At 60.4% G+C, this 14,560-nt stretch carries 12 protein-coding genes and 1 pseudogene; 2 read left to right on the forward strand and 11 right to left on the reverse strand.

What is annotated here, in order from left to right; genetic code table 11:
- Positions 1-89: 89 nt before the first annotated feature.
- From ACI77D_RS18935 to ACI77D_RS18960, 6 genes are all read right to left on the reverse strand, one after another.
- Positions 90-1,529 carry a PLP-dependent aminotransferase family protein gene (locus tag ACI77D_RS18935; protein WP_053257531.1) on the reverse strand — a complete coding sequence of 480 codons (1,440 nt, stop codon included), beginning with the start codon at positions 1,527-1,529 and terminating at the stop codon, positions 90-92.
- A gap of 251 nt (positions 1,530-1,780) precedes the next feature.
- Positions 1,781-2,596 (reverse strand): OmpA family protein, encoded by an 816-nt coding sequence (locus tag ACI77D_RS18940; RefSeq protein ID WP_064453728.1) that lies wholly within the window; start codon positions 2,594-2,596, stop codon positions 1,781-1,783.
- Positions 2,593-2,955: a DUF4398 domain-containing protein gene (locus tag ACI77D_RS18945; protein ID WP_064453729.1), complete on the reverse strand. Its 363-nt coding sequence runs from the start codon at positions 2,953-2,955 to the stop codon at positions 2,593-2,595. Before ACI77D_RS18945 ends, ACI77D_RS18940 begins: the two co-directional genes overlap by 4 nt.
- Positions 2,956-2,964: 9 nt before the next feature.
- The gene (locus ACI77D_RS18950; protein WP_407017250.1) at positions 2,965-3,774 is read right to left on the reverse strand and encodes a substrate-binding periplasmic protein; all 810 of its coding nucleotides are present in this window, start codon (positions 3,772-3,774) and stop codon (positions 2,965-2,967) included.
- A gap of 82 nt (positions 3,775-3,856) precedes the next feature.
- The gene (locus ACI77D_RS18955) at positions 3,857-4,786 is read right to left on the reverse strand and encodes an electron transfer flavoprotein subunit alpha/FixB family protein (protein ID WP_407017251.1); all 930 of its coding nucleotides are present in this window, start codon (positions 4,784-4,786) and stop codon (positions 3,857-3,859) included.
- A gap of 2 nt (positions 4,787-4,788) precedes the next feature.
- A complete protein-coding gene (locus tag ACI77D_RS18960; protein ID WP_017138339.1) occupies positions 4,789-5,538 on the reverse strand; it encodes an electron transfer flavoprotein subunit beta/FixA family protein in 750 nt (249 codons plus the stop codon).
- Positions 5,539-6,070: 532 nt separating this feature from the next.
- Here ACI77D_RS18960 and ACI77D_RS18965 point away from each other — a divergent pair.
- Positions 6,071-7,735: an electron transfer flavoprotein-ubiquinone oxidoreductase gene (locus ACI77D_RS18965; RefSeq protein WP_407017252.1), complete on the forward strand. Its 1,665-nt coding sequence runs from the start codon at positions 6,071-6,073 to the stop codon at positions 7,733-7,735.
- A gap of 191 nt (positions 7,736-7,926) precedes the next feature.
- Here ACI77D_RS18965 and ACI77D_RS18970 read toward each other — a convergent pair whose 3' ends face one another.
- Complete coding sequence (locus ACI77D_RS18970) at positions 7,927-8,817, reverse strand: AraC family transcriptional regulator (RefSeq protein WP_221295469.1); 891 nt, start codon at positions 8,815-8,817, stop codon at positions 7,927-7,929.
- A 221-nt stretch (positions 8,818-9,038) separates the two neighbouring features.
- Between ACI77D_RS18970 and ACI77D_RS18975 the strand changes: the two genes are divergently transcribed.
- Positions 9,039-10,091, forward strand: a complete 1,053-nt coding sequence (locus ACI77D_RS18975) for an NAD(P)-dependent alcohol dehydrogenase (RefSeq protein ID WP_064453734.1) — start codon at positions 9,039-9,041, stop codon at positions 10,089-10,091.
- On the opposite strand, the gene ACI77D_RS18980 is transcribed toward ACI77D_RS18975, so the two are convergent.
- From ACI77D_RS18980 to ACI77D_RS18995, 4 genes and pseudogenes are all read right to left on the reverse strand, one after another.
- Entirely contained in the window at positions 10,092-10,895 is an 804-nt protein-coding gene (locus ACI77D_RS18980) for an IclR family transcriptional regulator (protein ID WP_064453735.1), read from the reverse strand.
- Between the two features lie 193 nt (positions 10,896-11,088).
- Positions 11,089-12,054 carry an L-arabinose ABC transporter permease AraH gene (araH, locus tag ACI77D_RS18985; protein ID WP_017138344.1) on the reverse strand — a complete coding sequence of 322 codons (966 nt, stop codon included), beginning with the start codon at positions 12,052-12,054 and terminating at the stop codon, positions 11,089-11,091.
- Between the two features lie 17 nt (positions 12,055-12,071).
- Positions 12,072-13,578, reverse strand: a pseudogene (gene araG, locus ACI77D_RS18990) (L-arabinose ABC transporter ATP-binding protein AraG).
- Entirely contained in the window at positions 13,575-14,555 is a 981-nt protein-coding gene (locus tag ACI77D_RS18995; RefSeq protein ID WP_064453737.1) for a substrate-binding domain-containing protein, read from the reverse strand. Before ACI77D_RS18995 ends, araG begins: the two are co-directional and overlap by 4 nt.
- Between the last annotated feature and the right edge of the window lie 5 nt (positions 14,556-14,560).

Raw genomic sequence — 14,560 nt, forward strand, 5'->3', positions numbered from 1 at the left:
CCAACAGCATTAACGGCAGAGAGCCATATGCTCGCTTTTTGTGCGTGGCATGACAAGTCTGGTGATTCACCAGCCCATCTTGCCACCCTTCAAAAACCGGCCGCAGTTTCCTGACACAACTGGTTGGCCAACATCCCCAGCGTCATCAGTGCCCGCTCTGCCTCGCGGTTCCACGGCGTGCCGCAGTTAAGACGAATACAGTGGTTGAACTGTTCCGTATTACTGAAGATCACCCCCGGCGCGATGCTGATGCCCTGCTGCAGTGCACGCACATGCAGTTCCTGGGTATTGACCCTTCCCGGCAAACTGACCCACAGAATGAAGCCGCCCGTCGGGCGTGTCATCTGTGTGCCCTCCGGGAAATACTGCTGCACCGCCAGCTGGAAAGCACTCAGGTTCTTGCGGTATTCCTGGCGGATGTAGCGCAGATGCCGATCATAGCCACCGTTCTCCAGGTACGCCGCGACCCCCATCTGGGTGACGCTGCAGGCCGAGTGGGTACTGAACATCTGCAACCGCTGGATTTCCTGTTGATACTTGCCGGCGATCATCCAGCCGATGCGCACACCCGGGGACAAGGTCTTGGAAAAGCTCGAGCAATAGATCACCCGGTCCAGGCGGTCATAGGCTTTCAGCGCCTTGGTGCGGCCCAGTTCGAACATCAGCTCGCCGTAGATATCGTCCTCGACGATCTGAATATCAAAATCCGAGGCCAGGCGCAGCAACTGTTTCTGGCGCTCCTCGGGCATGGTCGCGCCCAGCGGATTACTCAGGCGCGTAGTCAGCACCAACGCCTTGATCGACCATTGGTTGGCTGCCAGTTGCAGGGCTTCAAGGCTCATGCCGGTGGACGGGTCGCTGGGGATCTCGATGACTTTGAGGCCCAGCAGATCCGCCAGTTGCAGCAAGCCGTAATACGTCGGGGACTCGGCGGCAATCAAGTCGCCGGGACGGGTCAGCACACGCAAGGACATCTGCAACGCATCGACACAACCGTGGGTAATCACCACTTCGGAGGGGTCCACAACCACGCCGGCATCGCGCATGCGAATTGCCACCTGGCGCCGCAGCGGTTCAAAGCCGGGGCTGAACATGTAGCTGAACGCCCGCGGGCTCTGGAAGCGCGTGACCTTGGCCAACTGTTGATGCAGCGCCCGTACCGGCAAGTAGTCAACACTCGGTACCGCCGCGCCGAGCGGGAACACACCTTCACGGCGCGACTCGACCAATACCTGCTGGATAATGCTGCTGCGGGTGACCAACCCCGGGCGTTCAACCCGCGCGATGTCCGGCGTGGGCGCCGTGAGTGCGGGCGTCTGGTGCACATAATAGCCTGACTGTGGCCGCGCCCGGATCAGCCCCTGGTCTTCCAGGTTGGCGTAGGCCTGCAACACCGTGGCGTGGCTGACGTTGAGCTGTGAACTCATCTTGCGCACCGAAGGCACGCGCTCGCCGGGTTGATAGACACCGCGCCGGATGTCCTCAGCCAGTTGCTGGGCGATACGTTGGTAAAGCAACAGATTGGTCATGACGCAGCACTCGATTTCACGGGTATTTTATTTTTGTGTGAAACATACCGGCACAGTTTAGAAGTGTACGGGGACAGTTGCGAGAATAGTCGAGCGCGAGCGGCAGTGATAGAAAAAACTGTAAGGTGTATACAGAACAAAAATGTGGGAGCGGGCCTGCTCGCGAATGCGGTGTGTCAGCCAATGAAATGTTGACTGATACTCCGCATTCGCGCGCAGGCCCGCTCCCACATTTTATTCGGCGACAGGCTTCAGCGCGCAGCGCCTAACTGGCCTTTCTCATCGGAGAACACAATTTCCACACGACGATTCTGTGCGCGGCCCCGCTCGGAGGCGTTGACCTCCACCGGGTACTGGTCGCCGTAGCCTTCAACCTGGATGCGTTTTTCGTCGATCCCCAGGTCCATCAGCACGTCGGCCACGGCCTGCGCACGGTCGCGGGACAGCTTGAGGTTTTCCTGTTCGCCGCCGGTGTTGTCGGTGTAGCCCTCGATGCGCACCACGCGCTTGGGGTTCAGTTGCAGGAACTGCACGATCTTGAGCACGGTGCGGTTGGCCGAGTTTTGCAGCTGCGCGTCACCGGTGTCGAACAGCACATCGCCCAAGGTCATGACCAGGCCGCGATCGGTCTGGGTGGTGGTCAGGCTGGCGATTTGCTCTTCGAGCCACTTGCCTTGCTGCTGCACACTGGCCAGCTTGTTTTCACGCAGGGCGAGTTGCAGGCGTTGGCGCTCCAGTTCGAGCTTGGTACCGCGCTCTGCGTTAAGGCCTTGCTCGGTGTGTTCGCGGGCGATGGCACTGTAGCGCTGGCTCAGGTAGGCGTAATGCACCACGTCGGCACCGCTGCCCCAGTAGCTGGACAAGCGATCGGCGCGGGCCAGGGATTCACCGGCGCGAATCACATCTTTAGGCGCGAAGCGCAACACGTTGGAGTCTTCCTTGACCTTCTGGAAGTCACTGCCGGCCTGCTGCAACGCCTGCTCGCTATTGGGTTGGCTGGCGCAACCGCCCAGGGCGGCGCTGCTCAACAGCAGCACACAGCTCAGACCACGGATCATCGGGCTCATTGGGCTTCTCCCAACTGCAATTGCTTGCGCAGGCGAGTGATGCGGGTATTGAGCACGTTCAGTTGCTCCTGGCTCTTGCGGGTCAGAATTTTCGCTTCGGCGAGGCGCGCGTCCAACTCGGCCTGTTCGGCCCGCATACGCGCATGCTTGTAGGATTGGTCAGCCATATCGGCCTGGGCCCTGGCGAACTTGTCTTCGGCCAGTTTCAGTTCCGGCGACTCATCGGTGCTGGCACCCACGGCGCCGGCTTGTTCCAAGGCTTGCTGGGTGAGGCGTATTTGTTCATTCGGCGCAGGATCGGCTGCACATCCCGCCAGAGCGACAACGGCGAGGGCCGCGAAAAGAGGTCGAAGAGTCACTGTAAATCCTTACTTTGCTGGGGTGCCGACGGGTTGCTGCAATTGCGCTTTCCAGCGTTCGAGGTTGCGCTGCAATGCGGCTTGCGCGGCACCGGACGCGGGCAATTCTGTCATCTTTTTGGCCAGCTGTCCGCGCAGCCACGGATCATTGCAGGCGGAGTTGTGGGAAATCGCCAGGTACAGGCCAGGTTGATCGACGGGCACTTCGCGCGCGATCAGGTCGTTGCTCATGCCCAAGGTCTGGGCCATGGCCATCCCGGAATAACGCCCGGCAAGCACATAGTCGACCTCCCCCAGCAGCAGTTTCTGAAAGGCCGGCGTCAAGCTGGGCAGGCGTTGCAGGCTGAGTTGCTGGGCGGCGAAGGTCTCGAAGCCGGCACTCAAGCGCGCGCGTTCGGATACCGCGCCCTTATGGCCGTGAAGGTCGGCGGCCGTGGTGTAGGGCAACGGCGAATCCTTGCGGGTCCAGACCAGGTAATCGATCTGTACCAGCGCCGGGTGGATGTAGTCGAGGGTTTCCAGTTCGCCGAGGTTCAGCGGTGCGTCCGCGAGGATGTCCACGCGCCCGCTGCGCACTTCATCCAACGCCAGGGAGCGTTTACCACCGTAGAGCAGGTCGATTTTAAGCCCCAGATCCTTGCCCACTTGTTGCAGCACGTCGGCGGTGGCACCGATCAGGTGGGTCGGGTCTTGGGGGTCGCGCCACAGCAGCGGCGGTGCATCCGGGCTTCCGGTAATCACCAGGCGATCACATTTGCCGGCGGCCAGCGCCAGGCTTGGCAGCAGCAACAGAGCCAGCAATACGGGACGCAAATCCATGGCAATTTCTCCAGGTTGAAAAAGGGCGCGCAAAAAAAAGCCCGGTCACTCGACCGGGCTCTTTATAAGTGAAGCGGCTGGATTAGACCAGCTTCTCCAACTCAGGTACGGCTTCGAACAAGTCCGCAACCAGGCCGTAATCAGCCACCTGGAAGATCGGTGCTTCTTCGTCCTTGTTGATCGCAACGATCACTTTGGAGTCTTTCATACCGGCCAAGTGCTGGATCGCGCCGGAGATACCGACCGCGATGTACAGCTGTGGCGCAACGATTTTGCCGGTCTGGCCGACCTGCATGTCGTTGGGTACGAAACCTGCGTCGACGGCCGCGCGGGAAGCGCCGACCGCAGCGCCCAGCTTGTCGGCCAGGGCGTACAGGTGCTTGAAGTTGTCACCGTTCTGCATGCCGCGACCGCCGGAAACGACGATTTTGGCAGCAGTCAGTTCAGGACGATCCGACTTGGCCAGCTCTTCGCCGACAAAGCTGGAAGTGCCAGCGTCGTGAGCAGCGGAGACGGCTTCAACGGCAGCCGAACCACCTTCAGCGGCAACCGGGTCGAAGCCGGTGGCGCGCACGGTGATCACTTTGATGGCCGCGGTCGATTGCACGGTGGCGATGGCGTTACCGGCGTAGATCGGGCGCTTGAAGGTGTCGGCGCTTTCTACCGAGATGATCTCGGAGATCTGGTCAACGTCCAGCTGCGCAGCAACGCGTGGCAGGATGTTTTTGCCGTTGGAGGTGGCAGCGGCCAGGATGTGGCTGTAACCAGCGCCCAGCTCTGCTACCAGCGGAGCCACGTTTTCCGGCAGTTGGTGAGCGTAGGCGGCGTTGTCGGCCGACAGTACTTTGCTCACACCAGCGATTTTCGCCGCGGATTCAGCCACGGCGCCAGCGCCTTGGCCTGCTACCAGCACGTGAATGTCGCCACCGATTTTCGCAGCAGCAGCCACTGTGTTCAGGGTGGCCGGGGCCAGCACCTTGTTGTCGTGTTCTGCGATTACCAAGATAGTCATTTTTAGATTACCTTCGCTTCGTTTTTCAGTTTCTCAACCAGTTCAGCCACCGACTTGACCTTGATGCCTGCGCTGCGTGCAGCCGGCGCTTCGACTTTAACGGTCTTGTTGGTGGAGGCGGTGGAAACGCCCAAAGCTTCTGGAGTTACCGACTCAAGCGGCTTCTTCTTGGCTTTCATGATGTTTGGCAGGGACGCGTAGCGCGGCTCGTTCAAACGCAGGTCGGTAGTGACGATAGCCGGCAGTTTCAACGAAACGGTCTGTGCGCCGCCGTCGATTTCACGGGTAACAGCAACGCTGTCGCCGCTCACTTCGACTTTGGAGGCGAAGGTGCCCTGGCCGTAACCGGTCAGCGCAGCCAGCATCTGGCCAGTCTGGTTGTTGTCGCTGTCGATGGCCTGCTTGCCGAGGATCACCAACTGAGGCTGTTCCTTGTCGACAACGGCTTTGAGCAACTTGGCAACGGCCAGGGAGGTCAGGTCTTCAGCGGACTCAACCAGGATGGCGCGGTCGGCGCCCAGTGCCAGGGCAGTACGCAACTGCTCTTGAGCAGTGGTCGGGCCGATGGAAACCACGACGATTTCAGTCGCCACGCCTTTCTCTTTCAGGCGTACGGCTTCTTCCACAGCGATTTCGCAGAAAGGGTTCATCGACATTTTGACGTTAGCGAGGTCGACGCCGGAATTGTCCGCCTTGACGCGAACTTTCACGTTGTAATCGACAACGCGTTTGACAGCTACAAGAACCTTCATGGATTCCTCGTTACTCTCCGGTGAAAAGAAAGTCGCCTAGGCGAACCTGGCGGTTGATGCTCATCGGCACACAAGGGCACCTCCAAAAACCTCGGCGTGTGACACAGCGATGGGGGGATTGATGACCGTTCGTCAGTGGTGACTGAGAGGTCATTCCTTATCGCGGCGTGTAAACTGCGCGCCATCAATCAAACGCGCGTCACCTGTTTTGCCGTTGCCCTGCTTTTGGACGTGCTCTTGAAACCTGCGGTGTGCCTACGGTTAGCGCAAAACCGACCGTATATTGACCGGAACGCCTATTCTGGTCAATACGCCAAAATAGCCAGTCATAAGCCGCGTTGCTTTGATTTACCTAGCTTCCAAGCAATTCAAACAAACGTTTGTATTGGACGCTGCCAGTGGTGTAGATATAATGCGCCACCTAGAGAGAAAGGTGGGTCATCCCCTGCCCTTTTGCAGCGATGACGGACACGACACCGAACCTCCACCCATTAGAAAAAAAGCCTGTTGAGCCTTGAGTAGGAGATAGCCTGTGGAACGCGAATACATGGAATTCGACGTAGTCATCGTCGGCGCTGGCCCGGCAGGCCTGTCTGCCGCCTGCCGACTGAAGCAGAAGGCCGCCGAAGCCGGTAAAGAAATCAGCGTCTGCGTGGTCGAGAAAGGCTCCGAAGTCGGCGCACATATCCTCTCCGGTGCCGTGTTCGAACCGCGCGCCCTGAACGAACTGTTCCCGGACTGGAAGGAACTCGGCGCCCCGCTCAACACTCCCGTGGTGCGCGATGACATCTATGTACTGCGCAGCGCCGACACCTCCACCAAGGTTCCCGACTTCTTTGTGCCCAAGACCATGCACAACGAGGGCAACTACATCATCTCCCTCGGCAACCTGTGCCGCTGGCTGGCCCAACAGGCCGAGAACCTGGGTGTGGAAGTCTACCCAGGCTTCGCCGCCCAGGAAGCACTGTTCGACGAAAACGGCGTGGTCCGCGGGATCATCACCGGTGACCTCGGCGTCGACCGCGAAGGCAATCCAAAAGAAGGTGTCTACACCCCTGGCATGGAACTGCGCGGCAAGTACACGCTGTTCGCCGAAGGCTGCCGTGGCCACATCGGCAAGCAACTGATCCAACGCTTCAACCTGGACAGCGACGCCGACGCCCAGCACTACGGCATCGGCCTCAAGGAAATCTGGGAAATCGACCCGGCTAAACATCAGCCAGGCCTGGTGGTGCACACCGCCGGCTGGCCGCTGGACATCATGAGCAACGAGAACACCGGTGGCTCGTTCCTCTATCACCTGGAAAACAACCAGGTGGTGGTCGGCCTGATCGTCGACCTGTCCTACAGCAACACCTTCCTGTCGCCGTTCGATGAGTTCCAGCGCCTCAAGCATCACCCGGTTCTGGCTCAATACCTGGAAGGCGGCAAGCGCATCAGCTACGGCGCCCGTGCCCTGGCCAAAGGCGGCATCAACTCGTTGCCGAAGATGGTATTCAAGGGCGGCGCATTGATTGGCTGTGACCTGGGCACCATGAACGTGGCCAAGATCAAAGGCAGCCACACGGCCATGAAGTCCGGCATGCTCGCGGCTGACGCGGTGGCCGAACGTCTGTTTGCCGAATCCGAAGGCGGCGACGAGTTGACCAACTACGTCGACAGCTTCAAAGCCAGCTGGCTCTACGAAGAACTGTTCGCCAGCCGCAACTTCGGCCCGGCGATGCACAAGTTCGGCCCGATCATCGGCGCCGGCTTCAACTGGCTCGACCAGAACATCCTCGGCGGCAAAATGCCGTTCACCCTGCACGACACCAAGCCGGACTACGCCTGCCTGAAGCTGGCCAAAGACAGCAAGCAGATCAACTACCCAAAACCCGATGGCAAGTTGAGCTTCGACAAGCTGAGCTCGGTGTTCATCTCCGGTACCAACCATGAAGAAGAACAGCCGTGCCACCTGAAGCTCAAGGACCCGAGCATCCCGATCAGCACCAACCTGCCGCTCTACGATGAACCGGCGCAGCGCTACTGCCCGGCCGGCGTGTATGAAGTGATCACCAAGGAAGACGGCGAAAAGCGCTTCCAGATCAACGCCCAGAACTGCGTGCACTGCAAGACCTGTGACATCAAGGACCCTTCGCAGAACATTACCTGGGTAACACCGGAAGGCGCGGGTGGGCCGACTTATCCGAATATGTAAGTCGATTGCTTGACCTGAAAGGCTCCCAGACGGGGGCCTTTTTTGTGGCCGGCATAAATCGAATGTGGAACCCGCTTTCTGTGGGAGCCTGGCTTGCCCGCGATGCAGGCGACTCGGTCTGTCAGTAAAACTCAGCGGATGCCATCGCAGGCAAGCCAGCTCCCACATTGACCGAGTTGTATCAACAGAACCTAGGCCGCGCGCTCTTCACCCGGATTACGCAGGAAGTAGCGCTTATATTCGCGACTGAACTGCGACGTACTCTGATACCCCACACTGTGCGCCGCCTGCGCCACGCCCATGCCTTCTACCAATAACAATTGCTGAGCCTTGAGCAAGCGCAAACGCTTCAGGTACTGCACCGGCGACAACAGCGTGCAGCGTTTGAAATGCTCATGAAACGTCGACGCACTCATGTGCGCATAACCTGCCAGGGTCTCGATATTCAACGGCTCGGCGTAATGGGCATGCAGGTGATTCAACGACGTGGCGATTCGCGAAAACTGCCCCTGCTGCTCCACCAAGGCGCGCAACACATCCGCCTGCGGCCCGCGCAGCGCCGTGAACAACAACTCACGCACCCGTGCCGGGCCCATGATCCGGCTCTCCAGCGGATCGTGCAGGCATTGCAACAGCCGCTCGACGCACCCGCGCATCGCATCATCGAGCACCACCGAGCTCATCGACTCCAGGGTCTGCGCCGTCGGCGGCGGCCCCGCCTGAATGCCCATGGCCATGACCAACTCGCCCAGCACCACGCGGTCAATGCCAACCGTGACGCCATACAGCGGCGCATTCGGCAGGGCAAAGGTCTCGCACTCAAAGGGCACCGGCATCGCCTGAATCAGGTAGTGCCCCGCGCCATACTCCAGCGTACGCGGGCCCAGATAGGCGACTTTGCTGCCCTGGGCGACGATCATCAGGCTCGGCTCATAAATCTGTGGCCCGCGCGCCACGTCGCAACTGGCGCGCAATACCTGCACGCCCGGCAGGTTCGTCGGGGAAAAACCGTCGCGGGGCGTAAGCCCTTTTATCAAGGCCACCAGCGTGGCGTTGGCGTCGAGATGGCGGGTCAATAACATAAAAGCAGTTCTCGGGAGTTTTCAGATCTGAGCGTCTGCAAGCTTCAAGCCTCAAGCAGCAAGAGAGCGTGCAGTTTATAGCGTGCAGCTTAAGGCTTGACGCTTTTAGCTGCTCCTCCGGAGCTTTAGGCATGAGGTTCGGAGCAATCGCCATGGCCGCAGCCAGGCCGGGCGCGGAGAATGCGCCGCCTCCCTAGTCATTCCTTTTGCGAGGTTTCTTCATGTACACCGCCATCGGTTATGCCGCCCAGTCGGCTACCACTCCCCTCGCCCCCATGTCCTTCGAACGTCGCAGCCCGCGCGCCGATGACGTGGCCATCGAGATACTCTACTGCGGCGTCTGCCACTCCGACATCCACCAGGCTCGCAACGAATGGGGCATTGCCGTCTACCCGCTGATGCCGGGCCACGAGATCGTCGGCAAAGTCACCGCCGTCGGCGCCAGCGTGACCGCGCATAAAGTCGGCGACCTGGTTGGCGTCGGCTGCATGGTCGACTCGTGCCGCCACTGCGACGCCTGCCATGCGGACCTGGAGCAATATTGCCTCGAAGGCCCGACCATGACTTACGCCACCCCGGACCGGGTCGATGGCAGCAATACCATGGGCGGCTACTCCGACAGCATCGTGGTCAGCGAACACTTCGTGGTGAAGATCCCGGCCAAGCTCGACCTGGCCAGCGCCGCGCCGATTCTCTGCGCCGGCATCACCACTTACTCGCCGCTCAAGCACTACGGCGTGAAGGCTGGCGACAAAGTTGGCATTCTGGGTATGGGCGGCCTGGGCCACATGGGCATCAAGTTTGCCAAGGCGATGGGCGCGGAAGTGACGCTGTTCACCCGCTCCGCAAGCAAAGCAGAAGAAGGCCGTCGCCAGGGCGCCGACCACGTGATCGTGTCCACCGACGCCGAGCAGATGAAAGCCGCTGCCGGGCACTTCGACTTCCTGCTGGACACCATTCCGGTACAACACGACTTGAACCCCTACCTCGACGTGCTGCGCTTTGACGGCGTGCATATCCTGGTTGGTTTGATCGAGCCGGTGGACCCGCCTGTGAATGCGGCCAAGCTGGTGTTGGGGCGTAAAGTGCTGGCCGGCTCCTTGATCGGCGGCATTGCCGAAACCCAGGAAGTCCTGGATTTCTGCGCCGAGCACAACATCACGTGTGATATCGAAATGCTCGACATCCGCCAGATCAACGAAGCCTACACCCGCATGATCGCCGGTGATGTGAAGTACCGCTTTGTCATCGACATGGCGACCCTGAAGGCCTGATCAGGCCTTTGCGCCCAACTCCGCTGACAGCCGGGCTGCGACCTGTTTGATCACAGGAATCAGCTCGGCCATTTTTTCCAGCGGCATGTAGGGCACGGTACTGGCGATGCTGATGCCGGCGACGATTCGCCGGCTGGCATCGCGCACTGGTGCCGCCACACAGCGGATCGACGGTTCGTTGTCTTCCAGATCGAACGCATAACCCCCCACCACGTATTCGCGCATGCGCTGCTCGAACTGCGCCCAGGATTGCTCCGGGTGCTGCGGCCATTGCAGGCTTTTCCCGCCGGCAGGCAAGCTGACTTCGTACAGACGCTGCCACTCCTCGACCGAATCATCCAGCAGCAACGCCTTGCCGATACCGGTGCGCGCCAACGGCATGCGATGGCCGACCCGCGAACGCATTTCCGGGCCGTTGCGGCCGGGATTCTTGTGCAGGTAGAGCACGTCGTCGTATTCGCGAATGGCCAGGTGGATGGTGTCGCCGGTCAGCGCCGACAGCTCGTCCAGATAAGGCACGGCCAAGCTCACCAGAGGCAGTTCTTCACGGGCCTGGAAGCCCAGTTCGATCAACTTCGGCCCCAGCAGGTATCCGACTTGCGGCACCACGCGCAGGTAACGCTCTTCCACCAGGCAACTGGCCAGGCGGTGGGTGGTGCTGCGGGTGGTGCCGATGCGCCTGGCGATCTCTTTCAGATCCCGCGCACCGGCCGCCACCGCTTGCACCACGCCCAGGCCACGCAGCAGGGTCTGGGTGCCGGTGGGCGCGGCGTCTTTGACGGGGGTGTGGGCGTTTTCCTGCATATCGGGCCTATTGGGAAGTACGAAAACGGCGCCATTATGGCAAATGCTGAACCTCAATACAGTGGAGATCCAATGTGGGAGCGGGCTTGCTCGCGAATGCGGTATGTCAGTTTGCACATCTGCGTCTGATACACCGCATTCGCGAGCAAGCCCGCTCCCACATTGGATTTTCAGTGTTGTTGAGACCGGGTTTCTAACGCTGCTTCATGCGGTCGATAATCACCGCCAGCAACAGGATCGAACCACGGATCACGTACTGGTAAAAGGTGTCGATGTTCTTCAGGTTCATCGCGTTTTCAATGATCGCCAAAATCAGCACGCCGGCAATCACATGGCGGATCATGCCGATGCCGCCGCTCAGCGACACACCGCCCAACACACAGGCGGAAATCACCGTCAATTCAAAACCCTGGCCGATCATCGGCTGGCCCGACGTCATGCGCGACGCGAGGATTACCCCGGCCAAGGCGCCGATCAAGCCGTGCACGGCAAAGATGATGATCTTGGTGCGATCAACGTTCACCCCGGCCAGCAACGCCGCTTCCTGGTTACCGCCGATGGCCATGGTGTTGCGCCCGTAGGTGGTGTAGTTGAGCAGCCAGCCGAAAAACACAAAGCACAGCACGGTGATGATGATCGGCACCGGCACGCCCATCAGTTGGCCGTTACCGAACACGAAGAACCGCTCATCCATCACGCCGACAGCCTTGCCGTTGGAGAAGATGTAGGCCAGACCCCGCACGATCTGCATGGTTGCCAATGTGGCAATCAACGCATTGATGCGCAGCTTGGCGATCACAATCCCGTTGATCAGCCCCACCACCAGGCCCATGGCCAATGCCGCCGACACGCCGAGCACCACGCTGTCGGTGTCACGGATCACAATCCCCGCCACCACCCCGGCGCAGGCAATCACCGAGCCCACCGACAAGTCGAAGTGCCCCGACGCCAGGCAGAACAACATGGTGCACGCGGCAATGCCGACCGTAGAAATTGCCAGGCCCAGGCCACGCATGTTCAGCGGCGAAAGGAAGTTGTCGATAAACAGCGCACTGAGCACAAAGATGCTTAACGCGGCGAGCAGCATCACCCAATCATCCAGAAACTTGCGCTGGTTGAAACCCGGCCAGAAGCCTTTTGCAGTTTTTACCTGGGACATCATTCACCTCGAATTCTTCAAGCCCGCGTACGCGGAAGTGCCAGTTGCAATAGCTGTGCTTCGTCCGCGTGTTCGCGGTTCAACTCGCCGGTCAGCACGCCTTCGCTCATCACCAGGATGCGGTCAGAGATGCCCATCACTTCCATCAGGTCGCTGGACACCACGATCACCGCGATGCCGCTGGCCGCTGGCCGCCAGGTTGTGGATGATCTGGTAGATCTCCGACTTGGCGCCGATGTCGATGCCACGGGTCGGCTCGTCGAGCAGCAACACCTTCATCGGCATCGACAGCCAGCGACCAAGGATGGCCTTCTGCTGATTACCGCCGGACAGGTACATGATTTTCTGTTGTGCGTTCGGCGTTTTGACTTTCATCGCCTTGATTTGCTGGTCGGCGTTACCTTTCTCCCAGCCCTCACGCAACAGCCAGCCAAACGTGGAATGGGCACCCCGTGCGCTGATATTGATGTTCTCGGCCACACTGGACAGCGGAATGATGCCCTCCTTCTTGCGGTCTTCCGGACACAGCAGCACACCACCGGCGATAGCATCACGCGGCGAGCGCAAGTGCAGCGGTTGCCCACACAGTTCAAGTTGCCCGGCCGTGCTGCGCACCAGCCCGCTGAGCAGGCGCAGCAGTTCCGTGCGCCCTGCGCCGACCAGCCCGAACAGCCCCAGAATCTCGCCCTTGTGCACCTGCAAGCTGACCGCTTCACGCAGGCCCGGGCCAAGCAAACCCTCGACCTTGAGCGCCACTTCACCGCGTTCGCGCGGGCGGTAATCGTAGATATCCTGGATGTCGCGCCCGACCATGCACGTCACCAATTGGTCGTGGGTGAACGTGGCCATGTCGTCAAAGGTGCGCACGAAGCGGCCGTCCTTGAACACCGTCACCGCATCGCAAATACGGAACACTTCTTCCATGCGATGCGACACATACAGCACCACTTTGCCCTCATCGCGCAGGCGCGTGATGATTGCCATCAGCCGGTCGATTTCCCGCGCCGACAAACTGCTGGTGGGCTCGTCGAAGGCAATCACATGGGCGCCACGGGACAACGCCTTGGCGATCTCCACCAGTTGGCGCTGGCCCAGGGACAGCCGCCCGAGCTTTTCCTGCGGGTCGATTTCATCGGCCAGGCCTTTGAGGCATGCCAGCGCCTGCTTGCGCAGCAGGCCGCCGTTGACCACCCCGAAACGCGACGGCAGATGCCCGAGAAACAGGTTCTCCGCCACGGTCATTTCCGGCACCAGGTGCAGTTCCTGATGGATCACCGCGACGCCGCTGGCAATGCTGTCGGCGGCGGATTTGAAGTCCATCGTCTGCTCGCCGATCTGTACCGTACCGCTGCTCGGAATGTAGGCGCCGCCGAGGATCTTCAACAGCGTGGACTTGCCCGCGCCGTTCTCGCCCATCAGCGCGTGCACCGAGTGCGGCCGCGCTACAAAGCTGATCTGCGCCAGGGCTTTGACCCCGGGAAATTCCTTGCCGATGCCGTTGAAGCGCAGGGCCGCGCCGGTCATTTCCACAGACCGATTTTGCTCAACTCTTCCTTGAAGTTGGCGCGCGTGATCAGGGTGACGTTATCCAGGGCGGTGAACTTGGCAGGCTCGGTGCCTTTGGTGACCCACGCGAACATCGCGCTGGCGGTTTTGTAGCCCGACGCGTCAGGGCTGAGCAGCATTGAGCCGTAGAAACCGGTGTCGGATTTTTTCAGTTCTTCAATCGCATCGGTGCCGTTGATGCCGACCCCGATCACGTTGGCAGCCTTGAACCCGGCGCTTTCAGTGGCGCGCACGCCGCCCAGCACGGTGCTGTCGTTCATGCCGCCGATAAGCAGGTTTTTCGCGCCGCTGGGCAGTTTCACCAGGGCCGAGTTGGTGGCGTCCATGCTGCCCGGCACGTCGAGGGTTTTCTGTGCGCTGAACAGGATGTGGTCGGCCGGCAAGCCGGCGGCCTTGAGGCCTTCTACCGAACCGTCGGTGCGTTTCTTGCCGGTTTCCAACTCGTCAAAGGTGTTGATGACGGCGTAGGTGTCCTTCCAGTCCCAGTTGCGATGCTTGGCTTCGGTGGCCATGGCTTCGCCTTGTTTCTGGCCGATTTTGTAGGCGTCCAGGCCGACGTAGGGCACGTCTTCCATGGGCTTGCCTTTGGCGTCGACGAAACGGTCATCCACCGCCAGCACTTTCAAACCGTTGAGCTTGGCCTTGGCCATGATCGCAGGGCCCAGGGACACGTCCGGCGGGCAGATCACAAAGCCCTTGGCGCCGTTGGCAGCGAGGGTGTCGATAGCGGAAAGGGTTTTCTCGCCGTCGGGCACGGCGATCTTGATCACGGTGAAGCCCTGGTCCTTGCCGGCTTTTTCGGCGAAGGCCCATTCGGTCTGGAACCAGGGTTCTTCGGCTTGCTTGACCAGAAAGCCGATCTTCACCTCTTCGGCGGATGCAAAGCCGCTGAAGGCGATCGCAAGTGCCAGGGTGCCGAGTGTCTTCTTAAACATGAACC

The sequence above is a fragment of the Pseudomonas sp. O39 genome (genome assembly GCF_045447295.1).
Classification (GTDB): Bacteria; Pseudomonadota; Gammaproteobacteria; order Pseudomonadales; family Pseudomonadaceae; genus Aquipseudomonas; species Aquipseudomonas antarctica_A.

Coding starts and splice junctions, on each gene's coding strand:
- ACI77D_RS18950 (WP_407017250.1), bottom strand. CDS start 3,774: ATGGATTTGCGTCCCGTATTGCTGGCTCTGTTGCTGCTGCCAAGCCTG.
- ACI77D_RS18955 (WP_407017251.1), bottom strand. CDS start 4,786: ATGACTATCTTGGTAATCGCAGAACACGACAACAAGGTGCTGGCCCCG.
- ACI77D_RS18940 (WP_064453728.1), bottom strand. CDS start 2,596: ATGAGCCCGATGATCCGTGGTCTGAGCTGTGTGCTGCTGTTGAGCAGC.
- ACI77D_RS18995 (WP_064453737.1), bottom strand. CDS start 14,555: ATGTTTAAGAAGACACTCGGCACCCTGGCACTTGCGATCGCCTTCAGC.
- ACI77D_RS18970 (WP_221295469.1), bottom strand. CDS start 8,817: ATGTTATTGACCCGCCATCTCGACGCCAACGCCACGCTGGTGGCCTTG.
- araH (WP_017138344.1), bottom strand. CDS start 12,054: ATGTCCCAGGTAAAAACTGCAAAAGGCTTCTGGCCGGGTTTCAACCAG.
- ACI77D_RS18980 (WP_064453735.1), bottom strand. CDS start 10,895: ATGCAGGAAAACGCCCACACCCCCGTCAAAGACGCCGCGCCCACCGGC.
- ACI77D_RS18960 (WP_017138339.1), bottom strand. CDS start 5,538: ATGAAGGTTCTTGTAGCTGTCAAACGCGTTGTCGATTACAACGTGAAA.
- ACI77D_RS18935 (WP_053257531.1), bottom strand. CDS start 1,529: ATGACCAATCTGTTGCTTTACCAACGTATCGCCCAGCAACTGGCTGAG.
- ACI77D_RS18975 (WP_064453734.1), top strand. CDS start 9,039: ATGTACACCGCCATCGGTTATGCCGCCCAGTCGGCTACCACTCCCCTC.